The sequence below is a fragment of the Kribbella sp. NPDC005582 genome (genome assembly GCF_040605415.1).
Taxonomy (GTDB): domain Bacteria; phylum Actinomycetota; class Actinomycetes; order Propionibacteriales; family Kribbellaceae; genus Kribbella.
Genome location: NZ_JBEXCU010000002.1, coordinates 23,897 through 48,628, shown reverse-complemented (window position 1 = coordinate 48,628; position 24,732 = coordinate 23,897). Strand labels below are relative to the sequence as shown.

Annotated in this window: 28 protein-coding genes; 14 read left to right on the top strand and 14 right to left on the bottom strand. The window is 67.8% G+C overall.

Going from position 1 to position 24,732, the window contains the following annotated elements; all coding sequences use genetic code 11:
• Positions 1-66 precede the first annotated feature (66 nt).
• Complete coding sequence (locus ABZS29_RS11725) at positions 67-867, bottom strand: LLM class flavin-dependent oxidoreductase (RefSeq protein WP_355460968.1); 801 nt, start codon at positions 865-867, stop codon at positions 67-69.
• 112 nt (positions 868-979) lie between these two features.
• The gene (locus ABZS29_RS11720) at positions 980-1,546 is read right to left on the bottom strand and encodes a helix-turn-helix domain-containing protein (protein ID WP_355460966.1); all 567 of its coding nucleotides are present in this window, start codon (positions 1,544-1,546) and stop codon (positions 980-982) included.
• A gap of 37 nt (positions 1,547-1,583) precedes the next feature.
• Here ABZS29_RS11720 and ABZS29_RS11715 point away from each other — a divergent pair, with 37 nt between their 5' ends.
• Entirely contained in the window at positions 1,584-1,997 is a 414-nt protein-coding gene (locus ABZS29_RS11715) for a nuclear transport factor 2 family protein (RefSeq protein WP_355460964.1), read from the top strand.
• On the opposite strand, the gene ABZS29_RS11710 is transcribed toward ABZS29_RS11715, so the two are convergent.
• On the bottom strand, positions 1,991-2,440 hold the full coding sequence (locus ABZS29_RS11710) for a MarR family transcriptional regulator (RefSeq protein ID WP_355460963.1): 450 nt from the start codon (positions 2,438-2,440) through the stop codon (positions 1,991-1,993). The genes ABZS29_RS11715 and ABZS29_RS11710 overlap by 7 nt on opposite strands.
• Positions 2,441-2,479: 39 nt before the next feature.
• On the opposite strand from ABZS29_RS11710, the gene ABZS29_RS11705 reads away from it, so the two are divergent.
• A complete protein-coding gene (locus ABZS29_RS11705) occupies positions 2,480-3,337 on the top strand; it encodes an alpha/beta fold hydrolase (protein WP_355460962.1) in 858 nt (285 codons plus the stop codon).
• Here ABZS29_RS11705 and ABZS29_RS11700 read toward each other — a convergent pair.
• The 3 genes from ABZS29_RS11700 to ABZS29_RS11690 form a co-directional block, all read right to left on the bottom strand.
• A complete protein-coding gene (locus ABZS29_RS11700; RefSeq protein WP_355460960.1) occupies positions 3,324-4,298 on the bottom strand; it encodes a LysR family transcriptional regulator in 975 nt (324 codons plus the stop codon). The two genes, ABZS29_RS11705 and ABZS29_RS11700, sit on opposite strands and share 14 nt — an antisense overlap.
• A 118-nt stretch (positions 4,299-4,416) precedes the next feature.
• The gene (locus ABZS29_RS11695) at positions 4,417-6,531 is read right to left on the bottom strand and encodes a M4 family metallopeptidase (protein ID WP_355460959.1); all 2,115 of its coding nucleotides are present in this window, start codon (positions 6,529-6,531) and stop codon (positions 4,417-4,419) included.
• A 263-nt stretch (positions 6,532-6,794) separates the two neighbouring features.
• A complete protein-coding gene (locus tag ABZS29_RS11690) occupies positions 6,795-9,179 on the bottom strand; it encodes a LuxR C-terminal-related transcriptional regulator (RefSeq protein WP_355460957.1) in 2,385 nt (794 codons plus the stop codon).
• A 73-nt stretch (positions 9,180-9,252) separates the two neighbouring features.
• On the opposite strand from ABZS29_RS11690, the gene ABZS29_RS11685 reads away from it, so the two are divergent.
• Positions 9,253-10,203 carry an MBL fold metallo-hydrolase gene (locus ABZS29_RS11685; protein ID WP_355460955.1) on the top strand — a complete coding sequence of 317 codons (951 nt, stop codon included), beginning with the start codon at positions 9,253-9,255 and terminating at the stop codon, positions 10,201-10,203.
• Between the two features lie 34 nt (positions 10,204-10,237).
• Positions 10,238-11,236, top strand: coding sequence for a ferritin-like protein (locus tag ABZS29_RS11680; protein ID WP_355460954.1), 999 nt, complete (start codon positions 10,238-10,240; stop codon positions 11,234-11,236).
• Positions 11,237-11,242: 6 nt separating this feature from the next.
• Here ABZS29_RS11680 and ABZS29_RS11675 read toward each other — a convergent pair whose 3' ends face one another.
• Positions 11,243-12,085, bottom strand: a complete 843-nt coding sequence (locus tag ABZS29_RS11675; RefSeq protein WP_355463156.1) for an alpha/beta hydrolase — start codon at positions 12,083-12,085, stop codon at positions 11,243-11,245.
• A 108-nt stretch (positions 12,086-12,193) separates the two neighbouring features.
• Between ABZS29_RS11675 and ABZS29_RS11670 the strand changes: the two genes are divergently transcribed.
• Together ABZS29_RS11670 and ABZS29_RS11665 are read left to right on the top strand one after the other, a co-directional pair.
• On the top strand, positions 12,194-12,967 hold the full coding sequence (locus ABZS29_RS11670; protein WP_355460952.1) for an SDR family oxidoreductase: 774 nt from the start codon (positions 12,194-12,196) through the stop codon (positions 12,965-12,967).
• 12 nt (positions 12,968-12,979) lie between these two features.
• Positions 12,980-13,705, top strand: a complete 726-nt coding sequence (locus tag ABZS29_RS11665) for an AraC family transcriptional regulator (protein ID WP_355460951.1) — start codon at positions 12,980-12,982, stop codon at positions 13,703-13,705.
• Here the strand turns inward: ABZS29_RS11665 and ABZS29_RS11660 are convergent.
• Positions 13,690-14,508 (bottom strand): NAD(P)H-binding protein, encoded by an 819-nt coding sequence (locus ABZS29_RS11660; protein ID WP_355460949.1) that lies wholly within the window; start codon positions 14,506-14,508, stop codon positions 13,690-13,692. The genes ABZS29_RS11665 and ABZS29_RS11660 overlap by 16 nt on opposite strands.
• A 98-nt stretch (positions 14,509-14,606) precedes the next feature.
• On the opposite strand from ABZS29_RS11660, the gene ABZS29_RS11655 reads away from it, so the two are divergent.
• Positions 14,607-15,545 (top strand): YihY/virulence factor BrkB family protein, encoded by a 939-nt coding sequence (locus ABZS29_RS11655; RefSeq protein WP_355460947.1) that lies wholly within the window; start codon positions 14,607-14,609, stop codon positions 15,543-15,545.
• Here ABZS29_RS11655 and ABZS29_RS11650 read toward each other — a convergent pair.
• Positions 15,542-16,000, bottom strand: a complete 459-nt coding sequence (locus ABZS29_RS11650) for a hypothetical protein (protein ID WP_355460945.1) — start codon at positions 15,998-16,000, stop codon at positions 15,542-15,544. The genes ABZS29_RS11655 and ABZS29_RS11650 overlap by 4 nt on opposite strands.
• 72 nt (positions 16,001-16,072) lie before the next feature.
• Between ABZS29_RS11650 and ABZS29_RS11645 the strand changes: the two genes are divergently transcribed.
• Complete coding sequence (locus ABZS29_RS11645; RefSeq protein WP_355460943.1) at positions 16,073-16,477, top strand: hypothetical protein; 405 nt, start codon at positions 16,073-16,075, stop codon at positions 16,475-16,477.
• Between the two features lie 375 nt (positions 16,478-16,852).
• Here the strand turns inward: ABZS29_RS11645 and ABZS29_RS11640 are convergent, their stop codons facing one another.
• Positions 16,853-17,296: an Hsp20/alpha crystallin family protein gene (locus ABZS29_RS11640; RefSeq protein ID WP_355460941.1), complete on the bottom strand. Its 444-nt coding sequence runs from the start codon at positions 17,294-17,296 to the stop codon at positions 16,853-16,855.
• A gap of 145 nt (positions 17,297-17,441) precedes the next feature.
• On the opposite strand from ABZS29_RS11640, the gene ABZS29_RS11635 reads away from it, so the two are divergent.
• The 5 genes from ABZS29_RS11635 (at position 17,442) to ABZS29_RS11615 (ending at position 21,103) form a co-directional block, all read left to right on the top strand.
• On the top strand, positions 17,442-18,203 hold the full coding sequence (locus tag ABZS29_RS11635) for a class I SAM-dependent methyltransferase (protein WP_355460939.1): 762 nt from the start codon (positions 17,442-17,444) through the stop codon (positions 18,201-18,203).
• A 52-nt stretch (positions 18,204-18,255) separates the two neighbouring features.
• Positions 18,256-18,876: a LysE family translocator gene (locus ABZS29_RS11630; RefSeq protein WP_355460937.1), complete on the top strand. Its 621-nt coding sequence runs from the start codon at positions 18,256-18,258 to the stop codon at positions 18,874-18,876.
• 55 nt (positions 18,877-18,931) lie between these two features.
• A complete protein-coding gene (locus tag ABZS29_RS11625) occupies positions 18,932-19,771 on the top strand; it encodes an MBL fold metallo-hydrolase (protein ID WP_355460935.1) in 840 nt (279 codons plus the stop codon).
• Positions 19,768-20,274, top strand: coding sequence for a CGNR zinc finger domain-containing protein (locus tag ABZS29_RS11620; protein ID WP_355460933.1), 507 nt, complete (start codon positions 19,768-19,770; stop codon positions 20,272-20,274). Before ABZS29_RS11625 ends, ABZS29_RS11620 begins: the two co-directional genes overlap by 4 nt.
• A gap of 64 nt (positions 20,275-20,338) precedes the next feature.
• Positions 20,339-21,103, top strand: coding sequence for an NAD(P)H-binding protein (locus ABZS29_RS11615; protein WP_355460931.1), 765 nt, complete (start codon positions 20,339-20,341; stop codon positions 21,101-21,103).
• Here ABZS29_RS11615 and ABZS29_RS11610 read toward each other — a convergent pair.
• The 3 genes from ABZS29_RS11610 to ABZS29_RS11600 are packed head-to-tail and all read right to left on the bottom strand — an operon-like array spanning position 21,093 to position 23,527.
• Positions 21,093-21,917 (bottom strand): alpha/beta hydrolase, encoded by an 825-nt coding sequence (locus ABZS29_RS11610; RefSeq protein WP_355460929.1) that lies wholly within the window; start codon positions 21,915-21,917, stop codon positions 21,093-21,095. The two genes, ABZS29_RS11615 and ABZS29_RS11610, sit on opposite strands and share 11 nt — an antisense overlap.
• Positions 21,918-21,945: 28 nt before the next feature.
• Positions 21,946-22,563 carry a hypothetical protein gene (locus tag ABZS29_RS11605; protein ID WP_355460927.1) on the bottom strand — a complete coding sequence of 206 codons (618 nt, stop codon included), beginning with the start codon at positions 22,561-22,563 and terminating at the stop codon, positions 21,946-21,948.
• A 1-nt stretch (position 22,564) separates the two neighbouring features.
• Positions 22,565-23,527, bottom strand: coding sequence for an NmrA/HSCARG family protein (locus ABZS29_RS11600; protein ID WP_355460925.1), 963 nt, complete (start codon positions 23,525-23,527; stop codon positions 22,565-22,567).
• 111 nt (positions 23,528-23,638) lie between these two features.
• On the opposite strand from ABZS29_RS11600, the gene ABZS29_RS11595 reads away from it, so the two are divergent.
• A complete protein-coding gene (locus ABZS29_RS11595) occupies positions 23,639-24,097 on the top strand; it encodes a MarR family transcriptional regulator (RefSeq protein ID WP_355460923.1) in 459 nt (152 codons plus the stop codon).
• Here ABZS29_RS11595 and ABZS29_RS11590 read toward each other — a convergent pair.
• The gene (locus ABZS29_RS11590) at positions 24,094-24,726 is read right to left on the bottom strand and encodes a TetR/AcrR family transcriptional regulator (protein ID WP_355460921.1); all 633 of its coding nucleotides are present in this window, start codon (positions 24,724-24,726) and stop codon (positions 24,094-24,096) included. The two genes, ABZS29_RS11595 and ABZS29_RS11590, sit on opposite strands and share 4 nt — an antisense overlap.
• Between the last annotated feature and the right edge of the window lie 6 nt (positions 24,727-24,732).

The following is a 24,732-nucleotide window of genomic DNA, read 5'->3' as shown; positions in this document are numbered from 1 at the left end:
CTGTGCGTGAGTCTATGGATCGATCATTTGAACTATCCGTAGTCACCGACTCGTGACCAGAGCCGGCTACCGACCGGCCAACTCGGCCACGACCGGCGCGAGTGTGTCGGCGAAATCGGCGCCGATGACGAAGTACGAGAAGCCGATCTCCGCGCGTCGCCGCTGGATTTCCTCCGCGGCCGCCGCGGGGTCGCTCGGCAGGACCAGGAGCGAGTCGGCAGCGTGCAGGGGCGCGGTGTCGAGGTTGGGCGGCGCCATGAACGGCGCGACCCGGTCGCCGACAACGGCGATGTGCTGACTGAGCTCGATGTCCCGGTCACCCGCCAGGTTGCGCACCCGGTCCGTGGTTTCGGCGCGATCGTTGTCCGGCGACAGGACGAACGTGATCCCATCGGCGACTTCGAGCGCCAACTCCTGCGCCTTCGGTCCGCTGACCGCCATCACCACCGGCGTGTGCAGGTCGGGGCCGTCGAACTTCCGCAGGGCAGCCACGGTCTCGCGCATCCTGGTACGACGCTCACCCAGCGAAACGGCCGGGAGCCCGAGCTCGACCTCGATCCCGGGCCGGCCGGCGCCGATCCCCATCTCGAAGCGGCCTTCCGTGAGTACCGACAACGAGTGCGCCTCCCAGGCCGTGCTCCACGGCTCGTGCAGCGCGGCGGCATAGACCCACGAGCCCACTCGCAGATCGGAGATCGCGGCCGCCGTCGCCAGCGTCGGAGCAAGCGCCGGCTGCCAGGTCGGCACGTCGGGCATCAGCAACGTCGAGTACCCCGCGTCCGCGATCCGGCGCACGCGGTCCCGCCACGTCGCAAGGTCAGCGGTGATCGGGGTGACAACACCGAAGCGGAAAGGCCGCTCGTTCATCGTGGTTCTCCTAGCGCCGGGGACCGGATCGGTCCGTTTGCCCAGTCCACGAATCGCTCACCCCGATTTCGACAACTAAAACAGCGTTTCAGGGTCGGTCACACTGTTTTAGTTACTGGTCGAGGGCGCGCAGCACGAGCAGTACGGCGCGGTCGCCGCCGGCGGGGTGGACGTACGCCGCGTGGGCGGCGGCGACGATCGCGGCAAGGTCGCGGTCGTCGATGTCGCGGCGGACGGCGCCGGCCTCGTGGGCGCGGGACAGGAGCAGGCTCATTGCGCGGTCGAGTTCGGCGACCGGGCCGGAGACCGCGGTCGCATCGGCCTGGAGGCGGGCGGCGAGCTCGTGGGCCGCGGCGCCGTCGGTGACCAGTGTGACCAGGAAGTCGCGGAGAGCTCCGCCGGGGTCGGTGGAGGTGGCGGCCGAGTTGGCCGCGGCGACGAGGTCCTCGACCGCTGCGGCGAGGACCGTGTCGACGAGTTCGGCCTTCGTTCTGAAATGCCGGTGAACCGTGCCTGCGCCGACGCCGGCCCGCCGGGCGATCTCGTCGAGAGACACGGAGAGCCCCTCGGCCTCGAACGCCGTCCGGGCGGCGGCGATCACCTTCGCACGGTTGGCGACGGCGTCGGCCCGGCGGGACCCGGTTGAAGCGGGGCGCTCGCCCCGTTTAGGATCAGTCATCGCCTTCATCTTCCCCCACGAGCGCCCAGGAGCATCGATGCCGCTGACCACCGAGGACCGGCTGGCCATCCACGAACTGATCTCGCTGCACGGGCATCTCGCGGACGACCGGCGATCCGACGAGCTCGGGCTGCTGCTGACGACCGACGCGTCGTACGACGTGACTGCCTACGGACTGGGGATCGTCCGGGGACTGCCGGCGCTCATCGAGCTGTTCAGCTCGGCGCCCGGCGATCAGCCGGTCGGGCACCACGTCACCAACGTGATCGTCACGGCCGACCCGGAACTCGACGACCATGCCCGGGTGCGGTCGAAGGGTCTTTCGGTGATGGCGGACGGGCGCGCGGGCACGGTTGTGTACGAGGACGAGGTGGTGCGGACGGCGAACGGCTGGCGAGTCAGCGCGCGCGTGGTCGTGCCGGCACGAGCTCGCGGTGAGTCCAACTACTGAACGCCGTCGAGCGCGTTCACCGCCTCCTCGAGGACCTTCTCCGCGATCTTTTGCGAGCGAGAATCAAGCTGATTGATCACGTCCGCGAGAACTTCCACCACCGCACCGAAGTGGCGCCAGCCCAGCTCGATCGCCTGCGGGCTGGCGAGGAGCTCGACGCGTCGGCCGTCGACTGCACTGCGCCGGCGAGTGAGCAGCTCTTGCCGTTCGAGGCGTTTGAGGAGCGCCGTGGTTGCGGGCGTTGTCATGCCGAGCGCCTCGGCCAGACCACCCGCCGTGAGCAGCCGACCCTCGCGCTGAGCGTCGAGTAGCTCGACGAGTGCCCGCAGGTCGGTCGGGTGCAGTCCAGCATCCGCAGCGATCGCGGCGATCCGATCGGTGTACGCGAACGCGAACTTGCGCAGCAGATGCACGGCCCGCGGAGGTTCCTTCGATGCGCTCACGCCTTCAGATTACCTCACTGAGTGAGGTAATCTGCACCTGTGACTGCTCAGGACACGTTTCTCGCCGCGCTCGATGCGCTGCTCGCCTCGACCGGACTGCCGGCTGACATCGCCGACGTACCGACAACAGCCGGGCGAACCCGGATCACGAGCTGGGGACCGGCGGATGCTCCGGCGGCAGTGCTGTTGCACGGGTACGGCGCCACGTCCAGCTCATGGGTCTCACTCGTTCCGCACCTGGCCCGCAGCAGGCGAGTCCATGCGGTCGACTTGATCGGCGACGCCGGACACTCGCAGGCCGATCACGCCTTGCGCCGACCCGAGGATCTCTACGGCTGGCTGGACGAGGTCGTCGCGTGGACCGGCCAGTCGAGCGTTGGCCTGGTCGGCCACTCGTACGGCGGATGGTTGGCGTGCTCCTACGCTCTCTCAAGGCCAAGCAAGGTCAATCACCTGTCACTCATCGATCCCACGAACTGCTTCAGCGGCCTGGCGGCGACCTACGTACTGCACGCGCTTCCGCTTCTCTTAAAGCCTTCACCTGATCGATGGAAATCCTTCCTGGCCTGGGAAACCACCGGCACCAGCCTCGACGAGCGATGGGTGGAAGTCTCGAGTCTGGCAACCTTGCTCCCCCACGCGCGGTTCGTGCGACCGCGCCGGCCAACCCGCCGCGAACTCGCAGACCTGAGCTGCCCCACACTGGTCCTGATCGCCGGCCGCAGCAAGGCACACCAGCCTGCCGCTTTAGCGCGAGCTGCGAACCGGTACGACGCGATCGCCGTCACCGAACTCACGGACGCCAGCCATCACTCGATCCCCGCAGTACAGGGCGATCGGATCGCCGAAGCAATCCTTTCCCACCAAGGCCGTTCGACCCGAGTCAGGGGGCAATGACGGTCGGGTGGAGGTCAGGGTGGTGCCACCACCACGGGCGGAGTTCCGCGATGTCGGCGATGGCGGCGCGGTAGGTGTCGATGAAGGTCTGGTGGATGAGATCGATCTCGGCCTGCGTCGTGTTCTCCGGCCGATAGCGGAGGACTCGCCGCCAGGAGATGCGAGGGCCGACCAGCGGCAGGATGACCGAGCCGGGGATGTCGCGGACGGTCGGGGCGCACAGGCTGATCCCGCGGCCGACGCCGATCAGCTGCTCGATCTCGACCGAGTCGAGGTTGTAGTAGCGGAACTGAGGAGTGAAACCTTGCCGTTCGCAAGCATCGCGGAGCGAGGCGAGGTCGCCGTCTTCCTTGCCGGCGGGCGGACAGATCCAGGTCTCGTCGGCAAGGTCGGACAGTGCGAGGTCGGTGCGCTCGGCGAAGCGATGACCGAGCGGCAGCGCGAGCACCAACGGCTCCGGGTAGACCATGGTCCGCTCCTGAACGCCTGGCGGGCAGGGCGGTGCGTGGTCGTCGTCGCAGCGGCCGATCATCACCACATCAAGGATGTCGGCGGCAACCAGATCGGTGAGGGCCGCCGACGAGACGTCGGCCTGGGTGTTGATCTCGCGTTCGGGCAGCGCGTCCTCCAGGCGACCGAGCCAGGCGCCGAACATCGAGGTGCGCAGAGATCCGATCCGGAGCGTTCGCGGCGCGTCCGAATAGCGCCGGCTGCTGCCGAGCAGATCGTCCATCTCGGCCAGCATGACGCGGGCGCGACCGAGGACGTGTTTGCCGAGGGCAGTCGGCTCCACGCCGCTCCGGCCGCGCTCGAACAACGGACCGCCGACCGCAGCCTCGATGCGCTGCAGCTGGGCCGTCAGTGACGGCTGCGAAACGCCGAGCGCAGCCGCCGCCTTGGTGACGCTACCGGTCTCGAAGACCCGGCAGACGACCCGTAGATGGCGTAGATCGAGCTCCATAGGGCGAGGTTATGCCTAGGTAGTATGTGATCGCCAGTGCTCATAAGCACTCACTATCAACACGATCGTGCACCGGCCGCCGCATCCGGAGAGGATGCGGCGGCCGGCGTGGCCTACTTCAGCTGACGGTGATCGCGGTGTCGTCGACGACGAAGCTCGTCTGCAGCGACTGGTCCTCACTCATCGTGAACTTCAGGGTAATGCTCTTCCCCTTGTACGCCGTCAGGTCGTGCGTGACCTGCGTGTACGTCGCGTTGGTTCCCACGTTGCTGTAGGTCTTCAGCGTGCTGGTCGTCGAACCGCTGACGACCTGGACCTTCATCGTGTCGTACGTGGTGCTCCCGGATTCCGCAGTGTCGGTGCGGATCCAGTACGTGAGCTTGGCCGACGTAGCGGTCGACGGGATGGTCACGGTCTGCGACTCGGTCTCCGTGGCGGAGCTACCGTTGCCACCGAGCCAGAGCTTCCAGGTGCCGCTGTGCGCCGGGCGACGGGTGTCCTGGTTGATCGGACCCGAGGTGCCGGTCCAGTTGACCGCACCGGACTCGAAGCCGGCGTTCTTCAGCAGCTGCCCACCGGGCGTCGGGGTCGGCGTCGGGGTCGGGGTCGGCGTCGGGTCGGTGCCACCATCGCAGGCAGCGGTCCCAGCCGGTACGGCGATCGCGGTGAACGCCGCGGCGACACCCTTGCACTCGGCGCTGGAGGCGCCGTACAGCTCCTTGGCGGAGTTGATCGCACCGTCGCGGGCGGCCTTGTAGGTGCTGCCCGAGGTCAGCTTCGTGGAGAGCGTGCGGTACCAGATCTTCTCAGCCTTGTCGCGGCCGATGCCGGTGACTGCCGGAGCTCCACCACAGGTCGGGCTGTTGTAGCTGACGCCGTTGATCGTCTTGGCGCCCGATCCTTCGGAGGCCAGGTAGAACCAGTGGTTCAACGGGCCGGACGAGAGGTGCGGGTCCTTGCCGCCGGTCGACGTGGTCCAGCACTTGTCGGACCGGCCGTCCTTCGACGGGTCGTCCATGTAACGCAGCGGCGTACCGTTGCCGTTGAGGTTGACCTCTTCGCCGATCAGGTAGTCCGGTACGTCGTTGGCGTTGTTGGCGTACCACTCGACCGCGGTACCGAAGATGTCCGAGGTGGCCTCGTTCAGGCCGCCCGCGTCGCCGGAGTAGTTCAGGTTGGCCGTGTTCTCGGTGACGCCGTGGCTCATCTCGTGCCCGGCGACGTCGAGCTCGGTCAACGGCGCGGCGTTGTTCGCACCGTCGCCGTACGACATCTGGGTGCCGTCCCAGAAGGCGTTCACCATGCCGTCGGCGAAGTGCACGCGGGAGCGGGCGCCGCGACCGTCGTTCCAGATGCCGTTGCGGCCAAGGATGTTCTTGTAGTAGTCGAAGGTCTTCTCGGCGCCGTACTGCGCGTCGACGGCAGCCGAGGCACGGTCGCTGTTGCTGCCGGTGCCCCACTTGTCGTCGGAGTCCAGGAACAGGGTGCCGTCCGGACCCTCGCCGGTGTTCGGGTCACCCTGGTTCTTGACGTCGGTGGCGTAGTTGCCGGCGGCATCCTTCAGCTCGTAGCCACCGCCGGTGTGGGCCTGGGTCCCGATCGTCACCGAGCCGGTGTAGATGCCGTTGCCGGTGCCGGTCTTGATGTGCTCGTTGCGGCCCAGCTCAGCGCCGGTGATGGCGTCGACGTACAGGTGCAGCTCGCTCGGAACCTTGTCGGCCTGCACGCCCTTGACCGTGACATCGTGCGCCAGCCGCGGCTGCTTGCCCGGCTGCGCGTAGATCACCAGGTCGCTCTGCGGTGCCTGCTCACGGACCAGTTTGACCGACTTCGCGGCCTTGGCGCCCGCCGCGGCGGCGGTGATCTTCGGCGTGATCGACGCGACGTCGATCTTGTCGACGTTCTTCGTGACGCCGCGGACGACCTTGCCGGACCGGTGCACGATCAGGTCGCCACCGACGACCGGCAAGCCCTTGTACGTGCGGTCGTAGCGAACGAACTGGGAACCGTCGACATCGCTGATGACGCTGCGAACGGTCAGCTTCTCGTCACCGGCCAGGCCGATGGCCTGCGCGGTCTCGGCCGCCTGCGCCGTTGCCGCCTGGATCGCGGCGACTCCGGACTGCGCGGTCGTGGCTTGGGTGCCCGCGGACGACGGGCCGGCCACGAGGATCAGGGCGGTCCCCGCGGCAACCGCTGCGGTCGCGGCTCCAATGGTTGTGATGCGCCTCAAGAACGGACTCCTTACATGCAGCCGCCACGCTGGACGCGACGGCTGGGGGCGAATCGGGACGACGGACACGCGCAGGAGAACGAGTTACCTGGGCCTCACGCCAGATGCGGTAACTCGGCTGTCGCTTGTCGACCCGCTGCGAAGGAGACTGCGGGCGGCCGGCAAAGCAGTCAAGATCGGCCCGGAAGAGTGGGGGAAATCCCTCACATTCCGCGCCTTTATAGACCCGAAGTTATGCCCGGCCGGTATGCCTGGAGGGCGTTTCAGTGGGTTGCCGAGAGCAACCGCAGTTCGCGGCCCCGTTCGACAGCGGTACGGCGATCGGTGGCGCCGAGCTTGGCGTAGATCCGGCGGATGTGCGTGTTGACGGTGTTGAGGGAGACCAGCAGTTCACCGGCGATCTCGGGCCGGGTGAGGTTCGTGGGCAGGTAGCGGAGGACGCGGAGTTCGCTGGGGCTGAGGGCGTCGACGGGCGGCCGGGGCGGCGTACCGGTGCGGATCGCGTCGAGGATGTCGGCGACGAGCGCGGCGTGCTTGGTCTCCCAGCTGGGCAGGACCTCCAGGACCCGCCACGCGCCGGTCATGGCGAACGGGAGGATCAGCCGGTCCTGCTCGGCGAGGTCGAGGGCGTGCTCGACCGCGGCTGTCGCTGCGCGCTGGTCGCCCAGGTCACAGCAGGCGAGTGCCATCAACAGACTGCCTTCGAGGTCGGTCGCCGTTTCGAGGACGCGCCGGGCTGCGGCGGCGTCGTGCTCAGCGAGGTGGATCGCCGCAGCAGCTTCCGGTACGTCGCCGGCCGCGGCGAGCGTCGTACGGGCCTCGTCGAGGAGGCCCGCTCGGGCCTGCGTGGCAACCGTCCAAGCGGTCACCTGGGCCGCGAACGCGTGCTCACCGCCGGCCGCGGTGAACTCGGTCAGCGCTTCGCCATAGCGCTCGCGAGCAGCTGCGATCAGCCCGCCGACGACGTGAGTGAGTACTTGGATGCCAGGCTCACTGACCGTCCGAGTAGCGCGCCCGAGCCAGCGCTCAGCGTCGTCGAATTCGCCGGTCCACACCAGAATCCAGGCCAGCGTCGCGTACGCCGGCGCGATGACCGGCTCCTCGTCCCAATCGTGCTGATCGGCCAGCGCGATGGCGGCTTCGGCACGTTGGCGGGCGAGCGGAAGCGACTGAAGCGTCGCGACGAAGCTCAGGTAGGCGAGACACGCCATCTCGAGATACGGCCGGTTCAGATCGCGGGCCAGCGCCGCACCCTCCGACAGATGCCGTTCGGCGGCTGCCTCTCGATGCGACCACGCTTCGGTGGCGCCGAGGTTCAGCAGCAGGACAGCGCGCAGATCGGCGTTCGGCAGACTGTGGTCCTGGGCAACGACGCAGTCGTGGTGGCCGCGCAGCCGGGCAAGCTGCAGGTCCAGCACGGCAACGATCATCGGATACTCGCCGATGGACCGAGCCACTTCCAAGTACGCCGTTGCGTCGTCGAGCCGCATCCGATTCAGCTCGAGGATGGCGTGCACCAACGCGAGTGAGTCGCCCGGAGCGGGGAAAGCCTGGAGGAGCGCTCGCACCACCTCGGCCTTCCCGTCGAGAGTCAGGCTGAGTGCGTGCTCGGTCAGCAGTCGCGCGGCCTTGGTCCAGTCCCCCGCTGCCTGCAGGTGCCGAACCGCAGCGGCGGGCTGCGCGTGTTCCGCCAGCCACTGCGCGGCGAGCCGGTGCAGCGCCGGGATGCTGTCCGGCTGCCGACGCCGAAGTTCCAGCCTCAGCAGGCCCGCGAACATCTGGTGATACCGGAACCACGTCCGATCGGCGTTCAGCGAGACCACGAACGCATTGGCCTGCTCCAGCTCCAGCAGGACCTTCTCGGCCCCGGATCCATCCGTCAGCACGTCGGCCAACTCACCGTTGACTTCGTCCAGCAGCGACGTACGCAGCAAGAGATTCTGTACCTCGGGATCCTGCCGCTCCAGCATCTCCGCCAACAGATACTCGGCCACCGCCCGATCGCTACCGGAGAACCCGGCGACGAATCCTTCCGGGTCCGGATTCCCGGCCAACGACAGCACGGCCAGCCGCAGCCCGGCCGCCCAGCCCTCAGTGCGCTGCTGCAGCACCTCGACCGCGTGAGCGGAGAGCGTAAGACCTGCCGCGGCGACCAGTTCGCGGGTCTCCTCGGCGGTGAAGCGCAGGTCACGAATCTCGGCCAGCTCACCGTCCAGCCGGAGCTTGTGCAGCTGCAACGGCAGGTCCCCACGAGTGGCAACGATCGCGTGCGCTTGTACGGGAAGCCTGCTCAGCAACGAGATCAGCTCGTCCGGCGATTCAAGCTCGTGGACGTCGTCGATGACCAGGACGAACGGACCAGCGATCGCGCCGAGCTCGGACAGCACCAGCTCGCGCTCACTGCCGCCCGGTGTCGCGACCGGCAGCTCCGATCCGCACGCAGCGCGGACACCGCGGAGGACGTCGTTCCAGAACTGGTGCTCGGGGCGCACGGTCACGAAGGCCACGCGGCCCTGCCGGCGCTCGGCCCACAGCCGGAGCAGCGACGTCTTGCCGCTACCGGCCGGCGCCGAGACGATCGTGACCTTCCTCGTCGCGGCGCGGTCCAGCGCAACGACCAGGTCGTGGCGGTCGATCAGTCCGGACACCTGACGAGTGTAGTTGCCCAATCACCTGATTCCGGTGATGCCTTCTCACCTGGTTGGTGACGACGCTGGCTCCATGTCCACTATCGAACTGCCGGACTACGCTCCGGTACCGCAATCCGCAACAGGCCCCGCCGTCAACGAGCATGGCTACTTCGTCGGTCAGGTGGAGAAGAACCTCTACTGGGTGACCGACAGCGGGTACCAGGCGGCGTTCCTGACCACTCCCGACGGCGTCGTCCTCTTCGACGCGCCGCCCACCATCGGGCACAACCTGCAGCGCGCCATCGACGAGATCGCCGCGGCGAACGGCGTACCGAACAAGGTGACGCATCTGGTGTACTCGCACCACCACGCCGACCACATCGGGGCATCGTCGCTGTTCGGTCCGGACGTCGTACGGGTCGGCCACGCCGAGACCAAGCGGCTGCTGCTCCGCGCCAACGACCCCGCTCGGCCCGCGCCCGATGTCACCTTCGACACCAGGCACAAGCTGCAGGTCGGCGGCGAGAGCATCGACCTGGCCTGGCTGGGTTCGAACCACACGCCGGACAACATCTACATCCACCTGCCGGACCACGAGACGCTGATGCTGATCGACGTGGTGATCCCCGGGTGGGCGTCGTTCGCCGCCTTCAACGTGAACGTCGACGTTCCCGGCTCACTCACCGCACCGGACAAGGCGCTCGACTACCCCTGGAAGCACTTCATCGGCGGCCACCTCGGCCGGCTCGGCACCCGCGCCGACCTGACCGTGCACCAGGAGTACCTCGGCGACATCGTCGCGAATGTCCGCACCGCGCTGGCCACCGTCGACCCGATGCCTTTCTACGCCCGGTACGGCGACAACGCGTGGGCAGCGGTCAAGGGCTACCTGGACACCGCGTCCGCGCAGGCCGCCGCGCCGGTGGTCGAGAAGTACTCCGGTGTCCTTGGCGCGGCCGATGTGTTCATCACCAGCACCGTCTTCGTCATCCTCGAATCGATGCGCCTCGACCTCGGCGAAGGCCTCTACATCCATCCTTAGTCACAGCTGCCGGGGGCATCCGGTCTTAGCAGGTATGAACGCACCTGACACCACGCGGATCGACACCGTCGAGAGCCTCCGCGACCATCTTCAGTGGGCCATCGAGCTCGAGCACGCGACGATCCCGCCGTACCTGTATGCCCTGTACTCCCTCGACCCCGCGCGCAATCCGGACGCGGTCGAGCTCGTGAGCAGTGTGTTCGTCGAGGAGATGGTGCACCTGTCACTCGCCGCCAACCTGCTGAACGCGGTTGGCGGTGAGCCTCGACTCGACACCCCGGAACTGCTCGCCGCCTACCCGCGGCTGCTTCCGCACGGGTCCGTCACGTTGTCGCTGCTGCCCTTCGGGCCGGCGGCGCTTGAGATGTTCCTCGCGCTGGAGAAGCCCGAGGCGCCGACCGGACCCGCGGAGAGCGATCACTACGAGACAATCGGCCAGTTCTACGACGCGATCGAGGACGGGCTCCGCTTCCTGTGCGACAGCCTCGGGCCGGAGAAGGTCTTCACCGGCGACCCGGCCCGCCAGGTGACCTTCGGGGCCTTCCATCACACCGACGGCAAACTCGCGGTCGTCACCGACCTCGCGTCGGCGCTCGCCGCGCTCGAGGAGATCGTCGAACAGGGCGAAGGTACGTCGCACGGCGCGATCTGGGACGGCGACCACGACATCATGCATCCCGACCGCGACGAGGTCGCCCACTACTACCGCTTCGAGGAACTCAAGCTCGGCAGGCGGTACCAGCGCGGCGACACGGCGTCGTCCGGCCCGACCGGTGAGCCGGTCGTCGTCGACCCCGCGGGTGTCCACCCGACGTCCGACCTCAGCACGGCGGAGATTCGTCAGGCACAGCTTGCCTTCGACAACACCTACTGCACGATCCTGTACCTCCTGCAGGAGGCCTTCACCGGGGATCCGGCGCAGCTCCGGGACGCCGTCCGAACCATGTTCGGTCTCAAGGCCCAGGCCACGGCACTCTTCCAGGCCGGCGCCGGACCCACCTTCACCTACATCCCGCCCGACGACCGCACGTGAGGACGGTCAGCCGAAGAAGTCGGTGAGTGCCTCTGCCACGGCCTCCGGCTGCTCGACGGGGAGGAAGTGGCCGGAGCCTTCGATCATCGTGAGCCGGACGTCGGCGCCCAACCGCGGCCAGGTTCGCTGGGCTCCCGGGAAGTTCGCCGGCGAGGCGAGACCGAGCATGGGCACGGTCAGCTTGCCGTACGTCGTGAAGTCCGCGACGTCCTGCTCGAAGGTCTGGAACCAGCCGTTGCCGGCCCGGATGGCGTCCGGGCTGTCGTAGGCACCGGCGTAGGCCAGCCGATCGCTGTCGCCGACCTTGCTCCGATCGACGAGGTGGGTGTCGAAGACGTGGTCGACGACCAGCTTCATCCGGCCGGCCAGCAACTGCTCCGGCAGGCCACGGATCTGGTTCAGCGGGAACCACCAGAGGTTGGGGGCGCCGTCGTACGGGAGGAGTTTCAGGTCGTAGAGGCTGGCGTCCGGGTGGCCGACCTCCATGATGGCGAGTCTGGTGATCGCCTCGGGGTGGTTGATCGCGTAGCTGAAGGCGACCATCGAGCCGATGTCGTGCCCGGCAAGGTTGGCCCTCGAGTACCCCAGGTGCCGGACGAGCTCGAAGACGTCGCGGGCCATCGTCTTCTTGTCGTAGCCGGTGGGCGGCTTGGCGGACAGATTCATCCCGCGCAGATCGACCGCGATCACCCGATACCGCCGGGCCAGCAGCGGCATGACGTGGCGGAACTCGCGCCACGTCACCGGCCAGCCGGGCAACAGCACCAGCGGTTCGCCCTGACCGCCGACGACGTAGTGCAACGTGGTCCCGTTCACCTCGGCGAACGCACTCCGGAAGCCGTCCGGCATCTCGGACAAACAGATCACTCCTCGTTCAGTAGACGACTCCAGCTAAGACCAACCAGACCACCGGCTTGTGACTTGTCACGATCCAGCGGGCTGTCCTGTCTACGTTCCATGGATCTGAAAATTGCCGGCCGGACCGCGGTGGTGTGCGCGTCCACTTCCGGGTTGGGTGAAGGTGTGGCCAGGGCGCTGGCCGCCGAAGGCGCGAACGTCGTCGTGACCGGCCGCCGGGCGGAACTGGCCAGGTCGATCGCCGCACAGTTGCCATCGGCAATCGGTGTCGGCGTGGACATGATGATCGACGGCGGTCCCGAACAGCTCGTCCAAGCCGCGACGGACGCCTTCGGATCGGTCGACATCCTGGTCCTCAACGGTCCAGGACCGAAGCCTGCCGCCGCCCTGGACATCACGACCGAAGACATCGGTACGGCGGTCGCCTCGGTGATCCGGCCGCAACAGCGGCTGGTGTCTCTGGTGCTCGACGGCATGCGACAGCGCGGCTGGGGCCGAATCCTCGCCGTCTCCGCCACGAACATCGTCGAACCGCTGCCCGCTCTCGCGCTCTCGAACCTCGCCCGCCCGGCCCTCGCCGGCTACCTCAAGACCCTCGCGACCCAGATCGCCCCCGACGGCGTCACCGTCAACCTCCTGCTCGCCGGCGGCTTCCGCACCGCCCGCCGCGACGCCGTCGAAGCCACCAAGGCCGCCCGCACCGGCCGGCCCGCCGCCGAGATCCAGGCCGAAGAAGCCGCCGAGGTCCCGCTGCGCCGCTTCGGCGCCGTCCACGAATTCGCCGACGTCGCCGCCTTCCTCTGCAGCGACCTCTCGTCGTACATGACCGGCACAGCCGTGCACTGCGACGGCGGTCTCCTCCACAGCCTCTAATAGGCTGGTGAGGTGACCATCCAGCGCGAACTCGCGGTGCCCGTGCCGGGCGAGGCGCGACGGGCGATCGAGAGCATGGTGACGGGCCATGTTCAGGACCGTGGTCAGGTCGTTCTCGACGCGCCCGACCACGCGGTGACGGTCGCGTTCCGGCCAGGAATCTCCCTGGTGGTGATGGGTCCGCGGACTCGAGCGGTCTATCACGCAGCCGAGCCGGGACCGCCGTGGCTCAAACTGCGCCTCAACCCGGAGGCGGCGCACGGGCTGCTCGGCGCCGCGGGCGCCGAGTTGGTCGATCAAGCAGTTCCGTTGGCAGCGGTGACTGGGGACCGGGTCGCCCGCCGATTGATTGCCGACGGCCCGTTGTCGCTGGTCGCGGGGCTGACGGCAGCGACCAGCACAGACCGCACTGTGCTGGTTCGCCGCGCGACCGCTCTCCTGGCCACCGGCCTGCGGGTGGCCGAGGTGTCCAGGCGGCTGCAGATCGGCGAGCGGCAGTTGCGGTCCGTCTTCGCCGCGACGCTGGGGATCTCGCCGAAGCAGTTCGCCAGGATCAGTCGGGTCCGGACTGTGATCGACGGCGCCGAGCGGCGGCCGCTCGCGCAGATCGCCATCGACGCCGGTTACTACGACCAGGCGCACCTGACCACAGAGTTCAAGGCTCTGATGGGCGTGCCGCCGGCCGCCTTCACCCAAGGAAAGATGCCGACGGCAACTGCCTGTCAGACGCCGAACTGACGGGCCGCCCAGTCGGCGAAGCTCCCTGCGGGCCGACCGAGAACTCGCTCGACGTCATCGGTCAGTACGGCGTTCCGCCCGGCGCGCGCGAAGCGCACTCCCCTGATCATCGCCTCGACGGACGCCGGATCTTCGCCGTACTCGGTCAACTGCCGCGCGAGCTCGGCCGGTTCCACATCGACAACAGGAACGGCACGTTTCAGTACTTCGCTCAGCTGGGTGACTTGCTGCGGCACGGACAACAATTCCGGCCCGGTCAACGTATAGGTCTGCCCGTGATGGCCGGGCCGGGTCAGCGCCTGGACGGCGACCGCAGCGATGTCGGCCGGGTCGATCACGCCCTGCTGCGCGGCGCCGGTCGGGTTGATGACGGGCTGCCCGTCAGGGGCGAGCACGTTCGTGGCGAAACTCGACGGTCGCAGAATGGTCCACCTCCGGCCACTCGCCTTGACCACCTGCTCGGCCGCCAGGTTCCAGGAGCCGACTGTCCCGCCGTCGAACTCCTCGCCGGCGCCGATCCCCGAGAGCTTGACGATGGTGGCATCCCCGACGACCTCCAGCAGCGCCTCGTCGTGCCGCGTGCTCGGTGGCCGGGCGACAGTCAGCAGGAAGACCGCTTCGACACCGTCCACCGCTCGAACGAGTGAGTCACGATCGTCGAAATCTCCCTGAACGACCTCGGCCGTCGTACCGGGAAGTCTGGCGAGATCGCGGGTCAGAGCGCGGACGGGATGACCCGCCGCGAGGAGTTGCCGTAGTACTTCGCTGCCGATGGTCCCGCTTGCTCCGGTCACAAGAATCATGTCTCCACCCTGAGCGAGCCGGCACGTGTGAGTCTTGGAGAAATCGGCGCGGGTACGCGCCGGAGGTTTTGAAGGTTCTGGATCGGTTACCAGGCGCTATGGGTGACATACCGGGGCGTGAGGCGGAGGCGCCGGGGCAGATTCCGGCGGCTGGGTGGCGGCAGATCCTGAAGCGGGCTTGGGCGGAGGCGAAGGCCGACCAGGTGCCGTTGCTGGCGGCCGGGGTGGCGTTCTTCGGGTTCCTTTCGCTGTTCCCGGCGATGATCGCGGCGGTGCTGACGTATGGGCTGGTGGCTGAGCCGGACCAGATCCGGCAGCAGGCCGACGAGCTGGCGGCGGCGCTTCCGGGGTCCGCACGGGAGCTGTTGCTGCAGCAGGTTGGGGCGCTGACGTCTGCGCCGCAGCAGGCACTGGGGATCGGGCTGATCATCAGCTTGCTGACGGCGCTGTGGAGCGCTTCCGGAGGCGTCGGCTACCTGATCACGGCCGTCAATCTCGCGTACGACGAGGAGGAGACACGCGGGTTCGTTCGCCGCAAGGGGCTGGCGCTCGGGCTGACTCTGGGAGCGATTCTGTTCGTCGTACTCGCGGCCGGATTGATGGCGCTGGGGCCGGCTCTGTTCGGGTCGGGCGAGGTGTCGACGCCGGTGCGGATCGCCTTGGAGGTCGCGCGGGTGCTGCTCGCCGTGGTGCTGATGAGCGTTGCGCTGGCGATCACGTATCGTCTGGCGCCCGACCGGGACGCACCGCGGCTGCGGTGGGTGTCGATCGGGGCGACCGTGGCGACCGTCACCTGGCTGATCGTGTCGGCCGCGTTCTCGTTGTACGTCGAGACGTTCGGCAACTACGCCAAGACCTACGGCAGCCTGGCGGCGGTCGTCGTACTGATGCTGTGGCTCTGGCTGACCGTGTACGCCGTGCTGCTCGGCGCGGAGATCAACGCCGAGAGCGAGGAGCAGACCGTCCGGGACACCACGAAGGGTCCGCCTCAGCCGCTCGGTGAGCGCAATGCGGTGAAGGCGGACTCCGTCCCTTAGCTCAGTACCGCGCCCACGATCGACAGGATGACCCCGACAGCGATCACGGCCATCAGGCCGATGAAGAAGCCCATGCCCTTACGCTTCACCTTGCTGTGGCCGATGCTGCCCTCGTTCGCGAACTGGTGCATCGGCGATGCGTAGAACACCGGCACCGCCTGGTTCGGCTGGATGGTGCAGTCGAGGGCGGCGCGGCCGAAGGTCCGCATCCACTGGCAGTGGACGTCGATGTGCAGCGGTCCGGCGAAGACCGGGATGTCGTTCCGGCCGTACTTCACCCGCACCGGGTAGCCGTTCAGGTGCACGGTCGGCGGGATGAAGCTGCTGGTCATGACGCTGCCCTGGATGGTCAGGTTCAGCATCCCCATCGGAGGCTGAGCCTGCTGGGGCTGCTGCTGGAACTGAGGCTGCTGCTGGAACTGAGGCGGCTGCTGCGGCTGCTGCGGGTAGCTCATGCGGCCCAACGATAGAGCGTCGGCGACACGACCGTCCCGGTAGCCACGGTGCGCGAGTTGTAGGGTTCGGGCGTGAGCGAACTGCGTGACGTCCGGCCGGCGCCTCGAATCCCCGTGTGGCTGGGGTTTGTCGTGCTTGTGGTCGCGTTGGTCGTGACCGCGATCGCGGCGGGCGAGACGCTGGCGACCGTCGCGGTGGCAGCGGCCGTGGTGTCCGGCTGGGTCGTGGTGGCGGGGACGGCTCGGCGATGGACTATCGGACCTTGGGGAGCTGTTGTCGCGGCTGCGACGGCCTGCGGGGTCCTGCTGGTTCAGCAGCCGGGTTATGTGGTGCTCGGGGTCCTGTTCATCGCCTTCGGGATGATCGGAATGCCTGTCCTGCTGGCGATTGCGCGGGTCAAGCGGTCCGCGGACCGACTGCCCGACGTACCGACTCGCACTGACAGCGTCGACGGCAACTCAAGTCTGTTCGACTGACCAGGGCTTCGGGGTCGCGGCCGGGGTGATGCGGCGGTCCGCCGGGGTCGAGGTAGATCGGCAGACGACCGCATCACCGGGCCAAAGGCAGTCACGAGTACGACGGAGGGCCGCGCTGGCGAGCGTTTGGACGCCTTGTGGGCAAAGTGTTGCGCCGAATGCCCACAAGGCAGGGCCACCGGCGAGCTGGTCGCTCGCCCCACGCTCCCGCGGACGGAGATGGACAGGTCCGCGGGGCGGGTGGTTCGCAGGACTCCTCCCAGCAGGCGCCGATCAGCGCGTCGAACTCGGCCCGCATCAGATCGTCGTCGGCCAGCACGAGGTCCAGGAAGGCCTCGGTCTGGTCGAGTTGCTGGGTGCTCATCGCGCCGGCTGTTACGCGTCGATCTGCTTCTGACCCGAGTCCGCGCTCGCGATCGCGATCTTGCGCGGCTTGGCCCGCTCGGCGATCGGGATCCTCAGCGTCAGTACACCGGCGTCGTAGCTCGCCTCGATCCGGTCCGCGTCGAGGGTGTCCCCCAGGAACAACTGCCGGGAGAACACGCCGAGCGGACGCTCGGAGACCTGGACTTCGACGCCCTCGCCGAGCTCGAGCGGGCGCCGTTCGGCCTTCACCGTCAGCACATTGCGCTCGACGTCGAGCTCGATCGCGTCCGCGGTGACCCCCGGCAGGTCGAACGAAACGACGTACCGGTCACCTTGCCGGTAGGCGTCCAGCGGCATCGAGGTCGGCCGCGACCAGGTGCCCGGAGTCTGACTGCCGAAGACCTGCTGCGCCATCCGGTCGAACTCCCGGAACGGATCAGTGCGCATCAACATCGTCCTGCACCTCCTGAGTCTCGATTCACGAAGTGTCAACACGCACTTCTGGTGTAACACGTCAACGGAACGATGACAAGACCCTTGTGTTCACCTCGGTGAAAATGGCAGGCGCGAAGGTCGGCGTACCTGCCAGGATGCTTGCATGGTTGAGCGTGCGTTGAGTTTCGGGACAGTGGCAGAGGCCTACGAGCGGTTCCGGTTCGGGTATCCGGTGGAGCTGCTGGAGCTCGTGACCGAGTACGCCGGTACGCCGATCGGGACCGCGCTGGAGATCGGGGCTGGGACCGGCAAGGCCACGCGTTTGTTCGCACAGGGGGGCATCGCCGTCACCGCGACCGAGCCCGACGCAGCCATGCTTGGAGAGCTGCGCAAGGACTTGCCGGCGAACGTCACCCCGGTGGTCTCCGCGTTCGAGGACCTGCCGCTGGATACGTCGTACGACCTGGTGTATTCGGCTGCGGCGCTGCACTGGACGAACCCCGAAGGACGGTGGGAGCGGATGTCAGCGCTCGTCCGGCCGGGTGGCGTGTTCGCTTCGTTCGGCGTACCGGTGCAGCTGGCCGACCCCGCCCTCGCGGAGGCGGCGCGCGCGGCGCGGGCGCCGTACCTGGGTGATGACGGCGTCCCATCGCCGGACGGAACACCCGCGGATCGCCCGATGCAATGGCCGGGTACCGAGCTGCAGCAGACCGAGTGGTTCACCGATGTACGCCAGGCAGTGATCGAACGCCAGTTGACGTTGAGCGCCACCGACTACATCGGCCAACTCTCGACGGTATCGGCGTACGTGATGCTGGAGCCCGCCGATCGCGACGAGGTCTTCCGCCGGATCCTCGAGGTCCTCCCCGAGACCGTGGAGGTCGACGCCGAGGTCACCGTCCACCTCGCCCGCCGCAACGCCTAGGTCGCACCGATCAACCTGTTAGAAACGGCCTGGCCGGTTCACAGGAGTGACCATGGTCGACATCGGAGCTCTGCCGGGATTCATCGCAGTCATCCTGCTGTTCCTCGTCCCGCCCGGGCCGGACATGGCGTACGTCGTCGCTGTCGGACTCGAAGGCGGCCGCCGGTCCGCCGTGCAAGCGATTCTCGGCATCGGGACCGGCATGATCGTCTATGCCGCCGCGGTGGTCGTCGGGATCGCGGAAGTCGCTCGCACACATCCCGAACTGCTCCAGGTGGTGAAGGCCTTCGGAGCGGCGTACTTGCTGTGGCTGGCCTTTGTGACGCTGCGCCACGCACGGCGCCACGCCGACGAGCCTGGCGCCGTCCCGACCGCGCACCCTTATCTGCGAGGCGTGACAGTCAGCCTGAGCAATCCGAAGGTGATCCTGTTCTTCCTCGCCGTGCTTCCGCAGTTCATGGGCGACGCGGAGAACCCGAGAGCGCAACTGGCGCTCTTGGGTGCCGTCAACGTTGCGATGGAGGTCCTGCTCTACGGGACCATCGGCGTCCTGGCGGGCGCGTTCCATGCGCGTTTCCGGCGCTCGGGCCGGGCCGGCGCCGTACTGAACTACCTCGCAGCCGCGGTGTACGTCCTGCTGGCGGGCGTCGTCCTGGCGGAACTGCTGACTTGATGCAATAGGTAAACGGTGTATGCTTCTTTCATTGCGTCACACCGTAGGAGGCGTCATGAGCTTGTCGTACGAGGTTCACGTGAGTCCGAGCGCGCTGCGCGCCGGCGAGCAGCGGCTGCCCAACGGCGACCGGCTCTACTGGAACCCGCTCGCCACCACCTTGATCTTCGGCGAGCAGGACGCGGTCCTGGTCGACCCGCCGTTCCTCACGGAGCACATCGAGGCGGTCGGCGACTGGGTCGAGCAGTCCGGCAAACGGCTGGTCGCGATCTACTCGACCCACGGCCACGGCGATCACTGGTTCGGGGCCGGCGAGCTGGTCAAGCGATTCCCAGGCGTCGCCGTCTACGCGACTCCGGGCACGATCGAGATGATGCATCAGCAGGCCGGTGTCGGCCGTGAGCAGCTGTGGGACGTGCTGTTCCCCGGTCAGATCCCGGCCACCCCGGTGATCGCCGTACCGGTTCCGGCCGAAGGGATCGCACTGGAGGGCGAGCTGCTACAGCCGATCGAGACCGGTCACACGGACACCGATCAGACGACCGTGCTGCACGTGCCGTCGATCGGGCTGGTAGTGGCCGGAGACGTCGCCTACAACGGGATTCACCAGTACATCGTCGAAGGAGTGGACGGTGGATTCGAGGCCTGGATCGAGGCGCTCGACAAGGTGGCGACGCTGGAGCCGACCGCGGTCGTTGCCGGACACAAGAATCGTGATCTGCCGGACGACCCGATCGTCCTCGAGCAGACCAGGCAGTACCTTCAGGACGTGATGGAGATCCGCGCCGAGACCGCGACCGCCGAGGAGTTCTACGACCGGATGATCGAACGCCATCCGACCCGGCTCAACCGAAGCCCACTCTGGTACGGCGGCCTGTCGCTGTTCTCGCGATGAGCGCCACCGACCGCTACGCGCTCGACGCCGCTCCGGGCCGGCTTGGTCGAGCCCAAGATCTGCTCAACACTGTCGGCCTCGCCGGACATGACGACCTGCTCACCGATCCACAGCTCGCCGGCGAGTGGGCCGGTGCGCCACTGACCGAGCCAGATCTCCAGAGGCTGCGGACCTTCCGCACCGATCTCCAGCACCTGGTTTCGGGATCGGGCGAACCCTCCCAGCGCTGGGTCGTCGAGGTCGGGCTGGAGCTGAGCAGCGACGCGGCGGTCGAGCTGACCTCGGCCGGCAAGGGGGCGCAGCAGATCATCGCGGCAGTGCTCGCGGGGATCTACGAAGCGCAGCTGCTCGACACCTGGCGACGCCTGAAAACCTGCCGCAACCCGCGCTGCGTCGCCGCCTTCTACGACCGCTCGAAGAACAACTCCCGCGTCTGGCACTCACTCGCCACCTGCGGCAACCCCGCGAACCTCAAGGCCCACCGAGCCCGCGCCAAACAGTGAACCTGTCACACATTTCCCAGTGGATCCGTCAGGAGAGCAAGAGACGATGCGCTGAGGAGTTGTGATGACGATTCTGGTGACCGGTGGGACAGGAACGCTCGGCAAGCTGGTGGTTCCGCAGCTGACGGCGGCCGGGTACGACGTTCGAGTGCTGAGCCGGCGTGGAGGCGTCAACGCTGACGGCGTCGAGCACGTGCAAGGCGACCTGTTGAAGGCGGACGGGCTGGACCTGACCGAGATCGACACCGTGGTGCACCTGGCCGGTGGCGCCAAGGGCGACGCGCTCGCCGCGACTAATCTGGTCCGGGCAGCAGCGGCCGCCGGGGTGCGGCACCTCGTGCACATCTCGGTGATCGGCGCGGACAAGATGCCGATCGGGTACTTCCGGGAGAAGCTCGGCGCGGAGCAGGCGGTTCGCGAGTCGGGTGTGCCGTGGACCATCCTGCGGGCGGCTCAGTTCAACAGCCTCATGTACATGCTGGCGCAGAAGCTGGGCGGCATGCCCGTAGTGCCCGCGCCGGGCGGGCTGCGGTTTCAGCCGGTCGACGAGCGCGACGTTGCCGATCGCATTGCCGAACTGGCCTTGGGTGAGCCCGCCGGCGCCGTACCGGACTTGGCTGGGCCGACCGTCTACACACTGCGCGAGCTGGTCGACGGCTACCTCCGGACGCAAGGCAAGCGCCGCCCGCACCTGCCGATCCGCCTGCCCGGCAAGGTCGGTCGCGCCTACCGTGGCGCCGAGAACCTCACTCTCGTCGGCGCCACGATCGGCAAACACACCTGGGACGACTACCTGGCCGAGAAGGCCGGCAGCCGCGTCAGGACCTGATGAACTCCAGGAGGTCGGCGTTGATCACGTCGGCCTGGCTGGTCGGCATACCGTGCGGGAAGCCGGCATAGGTCTTCAGCGTGCCGTTCTGAAGCAGCTTCGCCGACAGCGGCGCCGAGTCGGCGTACGGGACGACCTGGTCGTCGTCGCCGTGCATGACCAGGGTCGGGACGGTGATCTTCTGCAGGTCATCGGTGAAGTCGGTCTCGGAGAAGACCTTGATGCCCTCGTAGTGCGCCAGCGCACCGCCCTCCATGCCTTGGCGCCACCAGTTGCGCACCAGCGCTTCGCGGGTCTCGACGCCGTCCCGGTTGAAGCCGTAGAAGGGGCCCGAGGCAACGTTCAGGTAGAACTCCGAACGGTTCGCCAGGAGCTGAGCGCGGAAGTCGTCGAAGACGCTGATCGGCAGGCCGCCGGGGTTGGCGTCGGTCTGCAGCATCAACGGCGGTACGGCAGAGATCAGTACCGCCTTCGCGACCCGCGACTCGCCGTGCCGGGCGAGGTACCGGACGACCTCGCCGCCACCGGTCGAGTGACCGACGTGCACAGCGTCCTGCAGGTCGAGATGCGCGGTGACCGAGGCGAGGTCGTCAGCGTAGTGGTCCATGTCGTGACCGTCGGTGACCTGCTCCGACCGGCCGTGCCCGCGACGGTCGTGGGCGACCACGCGGTAACCGTTTTGGACGAAGAACAACATCTGGGCGTCCCAGTCGTCCGACGACAACGGCCAGCCGTGGCTGAACACGATCGGCTGCCCGCTCCCCCAGTCCTTGTAGAAGATCTCGGCGCCGGTCGTGCTCTTGATGGTGGGCATGGTGCGTCTCCGTTTCGTGGTGAGGGGATTAGCGACGGGTGAGTTCGCGGCCGAGGTCCTCGCGCAGATGAACCTCGATGAACACCCGCAGATAGTGGTCGTTCGCCAGCTGCTCGAAGGCTGCAGCCAAGGCCGGGTCGGGCTGGTCGGTGAGCAGGACGATGCGCCACAGGTTCAGCGGCGCCTCCTCCGTCCCGCCGACGGAGTGCTCGACATGGAAGATCGGCTGTCCGGTGCCGGCGGTGAAGATCCGGCCGTCGGGCGCTTCGAAGGACTCCGCGCCGAAGAAGAACACCCGGCGGTTCTGGTAGTCGAGGTGAACATGCTCGATCACTGTCGCGTACTGATCCGGATCGGCCCACAGGCGCTGGTCGGACACCCTCGTGAAGTCCTCGAGCGAGCCGGTGTGCACGCTGGGAAACTTCTCGACGCTGCCCGGGCGGACGACCGTCGGGATGTACCTGTCCGGCGCCACCGCCTTGCGGACCTCCATATCCCACAGGTGCGTGCCGGTGTACGCGATCGGCGGCTGTACGTCGTACCGATCGCGGAGCACGTCGTTCACCGCGACCGGCGGCAGCTCCACCGAGGTCGTCCGCGGATCGTCCCAGGCCTGCTCGAAGGCGGCGGCGTGATCGCGTGCCATGTCAGCGGGTGAAGTCGGCGTGGTGGACCTGCAGCCAGTCGCGGAAGCTCTGCAGCTGCGGGTTGAGGGACCGGACGACCTCGAGGTCGCGCGCCTTGGTGAAGTCCTCGGCGTTCTCCGCGTAGTACTGGAACATGTTGGCGAACTCGTCCGCGCCCGGGAAGCCGAAGCTGCGGAACGCTTCCCAGCTGTGCGGCTCGTACCGCACCGGCTCGCCGAACGCGTCGCTGAGCGCGTCGACCAGCTGCTGACCGGTGAGCTGATCACCGGCGATCGAGATCACCCGGCCAACGTACTCCTGACCGCGCCGGAAGACACCGAGTGCGGTCCGGCCAATGTCCTCGACGGCGATCGCGTTGATCGTACTGTCCCCCATCGGCAACGTGACGACAAGCTTGCCGTCGGCGTCGCGGACCGGGCCGAGCGGACCGATCAGGTTCTCGTAGTAGTAGGTGGTCCGCAGAAAAGTCGTCGGTACGCCGGCCGCCCGGAACAGCTCGTCGCCTTCGGCTTTGGCGTCGAAGTGCGGCACCTTGTACCGGCCGTCGTCCAGGCTGGGCACCCGGTCGGTGTCCCCGAAGAATGTCCGGGTGTCCTCCAGCGTCGACCAGATCACGTGCTGGACGCCGGCGTCGCGCGCCGCCCGGGCCGCGTTCCCCGCCTGCTCCAGCTCCATCTCGGCCGCCGACCGCGCCGCGATCTCGGCCTCGCTCCGCGGCGCGAAGAAGTTGGTCACCACGAACGCGCCGTACACCCCGTCGAACGCCGCGCGCAGGCTGCCCTCGTCGTCCAGGTCGGCCGCCACGACCTCGGCGCCGGCCGCGGCCAGCTCCTGCGCCTTCGCGCCGCCCGGATCCCGGGTCACCGCCCGGACCGCGAACTCCCGCTCCGGGTCGGCGAGGATCGCCCGCACCAGACCGCCACCTTGGGTTCCGGTCGCACCGAGCACTGCAATGGTCTTCATGATCAAGCCCTTTGATTGTCACGAATCTTGACTACTTGGCCAGCGTAGGTCGCTCATCGGCTATAGTCAAGAAACGCGACTATCAGGCTTGATGACTACCGCAGGAGCGTCATGGCGACCCATCCGGAACCGGACGAGCCCGACCTGGGCGTCCTGTCCAGCCTTCTGCTGTTCGCCTTCCAGGACGAACTGTTCACGAAGCTGGCCGAGCGGGGCTTCGACGACGTCCGGCCCCGGCACGGCGCGGTCCTGGCCTATCTCGCTCCCCGAGGGATCCGAGCGACCCACCTGGCGCTGCGCTCCGGCCAGCACAAACAGATCATCGGGACGCTGGTCGACGAGCTGGAGACACTCGGCTACCTGGAGCGGCGCCCGGACCCGACCGACCGCCGCGCGAAACTGGTCTGTCCGACCGAGCGCGGCCTGGCCCAGATGTCCGCGGCCCGCGAGATCATCACCGCGCTCGAGTCGCGTCACGCCGAGCGCCTGGGCGACACCAAGTACCGCCAGTTCAAGCAACTGTTCACCGACGTCGCCATCCACCAGCGCCAATGGGCGACGCTCGACTAGTCCCGGTAGGCGTAGTACTGGAGGAACATGTCGATGCCGCTGTCGATGAGCTTTTTGGTGGTCCGGGGGTCGACAGTGGCGCCGTAGGTGCTGTGGACGAGGTGGGGGTAGAGGACGAGCGCGTAGAGCTGGATGATCGCGGTGTCGACGTCGGGCATGGTGAGGCGGTCGTCCGCGATCAGGCGATCGAAGGCGGCGGCCAGGGCAGGGGCGGCGCGGTCGGGGCCGTGCTCGCGCCAGGCGGCGCCCAGCTCGGGGAAGCGCCGGACCTCGTTGGTGACCAGGTGTCGTAGCGCGACGAGATCGGGGTCGGTCATGCTGGCGACCCATTCGGTCGCGGTCCACTTCAAGGCGGCTCGGAGGTCACCGGACTCGGCGAGACGTTGCGAGGTCCCGGAGATCACCTCGGCGAGCGCGCCTTCCAAGGCGTCACCGACGACCGCTTTGAACAGCGTTTCCTTGTTGCCGTAGTGGTTGTAGACGGTCACCTTGGAGACGCCGGCCGCGGCCGCGATCGCATCCACCGAGGCGTCGAACCCGTCCCGGACGAACGCCGCCCGGGCCGCCGTGATGATCGCCTCCCGCTTGCGCGCCGCGCGATCACCCGTCAGCACCTTCGGGGAAGCCATGCACCG

Bases quoted from the DNA above. Each gene is read 5' to 3' on its own strand.
- ABZS29_RS11725 (WP_355460968.1), bottom strand. From the start codon at position 867: ATGAACGAGCGGCCTTTCCGCTTCGGTGTTGTCACCCCGATCACCGCT.
- ABZS29_RS11720 (WP_355460966.1), bottom strand. From the start codon at position 1,546: ATGACTGATCCTAAACGGGGCGAGCGCCCCGCTTCAACCGGGTCCCGC.
- ABZS29_RS11715 (WP_355460964.1), top strand. From the start codon at position 1,584: ATGCCGCTGACCACCGAGGACCGGCTGGCCATCCACGAACTGATCTCG.
- ABZS29_RS11700 (WP_355460960.1), bottom strand. From the start codon at position 4,298: ATGGAGCTCGATCTACGCCATCTACGGGTCGTCTGCCGGGTCTTCGAG.
- ABZS29_RS11685 (WP_355460955.1), top strand. From the start codon at position 9,253: ATGTCCACTATCGAACTGCCGGACTACGCTCCGGTACCGCAATCCGCA.
- ABZS29_RS11680 (WP_355460954.1), top strand. From the start codon at position 10,238: ATGAACGCACCTGACACCACGCGGATCGACACCGTCGAGAGCCTCCGC.
- ABZS29_RS11675 (WP_355463156.1), bottom strand. From the start codon at position 12,085: ATGCCGGACGGCTTCCGGAGTGCGTTCGCCGAGGTGAACGGGACCACG.
- ABZS29_RS11670 (WP_355460952.1), top strand. From the start codon at position 12,194: ATGGATCTGAAAATTGCCGGCCGGACCGCGGTGGTGTGCGCGTCCACT.
- ABZS29_RS11660 (WP_355460949.1), bottom strand. From the start codon at position 14,508: ATGATTCTTGTGACCGGAGCAAGCGGGACCATCGGCAGCGAAGTACTA.
- ABZS29_RS11655 (WP_355460947.1), top strand. From the start codon at position 14,607: ATGGGTGACATACCGGGGCGTGAGGCGGAGGCGCCGGGGCAGATTCCG.
- ABZS29_RS11650 (WP_355460945.1), bottom strand. From the start codon at position 16,000: ATGAGCTACCCGCAGCAGCCGCAGCAGCCGCCTCAGTTCCAGCAGCAG.
- ABZS29_RS11640 (WP_355460941.1), bottom strand. From the start codon at position 17,296: ATGTTGATGCGCACTGATCCGTTCCGGGAGTTCGACCGGATGGCGCAG.
- ABZS29_RS11635 (WP_355460939.1), top strand. From the start codon at position 17,442: ATGGTTGAGCGTGCGTTGAGTTTCGGGACAGTGGCAGAGGCCTACGAG.
- ABZS29_RS11630 (WP_355460937.1), top strand. From the start codon at position 18,256: ATGGTCGACATCGGAGCTCTGCCGGGATTCATCGCAGTCATCCTGCTG.
- ABZS29_RS11625 (WP_355460935.1), top strand. From the start codon at position 18,932: ATGAGCTTGTCGTACGAGGTTCACGTGAGTCCGAGCGCGCTGCGCGCC.
- ABZS29_RS11620 (WP_355460933.1), top strand. From the start codon at position 19,768: ATGAGCGCCACCGACCGCTACGCGCTCGACGCCGCTCCGGGCCGGCTT.
- ABZS29_RS11615 (WP_355460931.1), top strand. From the start codon at position 20,339: ATGACGATTCTGGTGACCGGTGGGACAGGAACGCTCGGCAAGCTGGTG.
- ABZS29_RS11610 (WP_355460929.1), bottom strand. From the start codon at position 21,917: ATGCCCACCATCAAGAGCACGACCGGCGCCGAGATCTTCTACAAGGAC.
- ABZS29_RS11605 (WP_355460927.1), bottom strand. From the start codon at position 22,563: ATGGCACGCGATCACGCCGCCGCCTTCGAGCAGGCCTGGGACGATCCG.
- ABZS29_RS11600 (WP_355460925.1), bottom strand. From the start codon at position 23,527: ATGAAGACCATTGCAGTGCTCGGTGCGACCGGAACCCAAGGTGGCGGT.
- ABZS29_RS11595 (WP_355460923.1), top strand. From the start codon at position 23,639: ATGGCGACCCATCCGGAACCGGACGAGCCCGACCTGGGCGTCCTGTCC.
- ABZS29_RS11590 (WP_355460921.1), bottom strand. From the start codon at position 24,726: ATGGCTTCCCCGAAGGTGCTGACGGGTGATCGCGCGGCGCGCAAGCGG.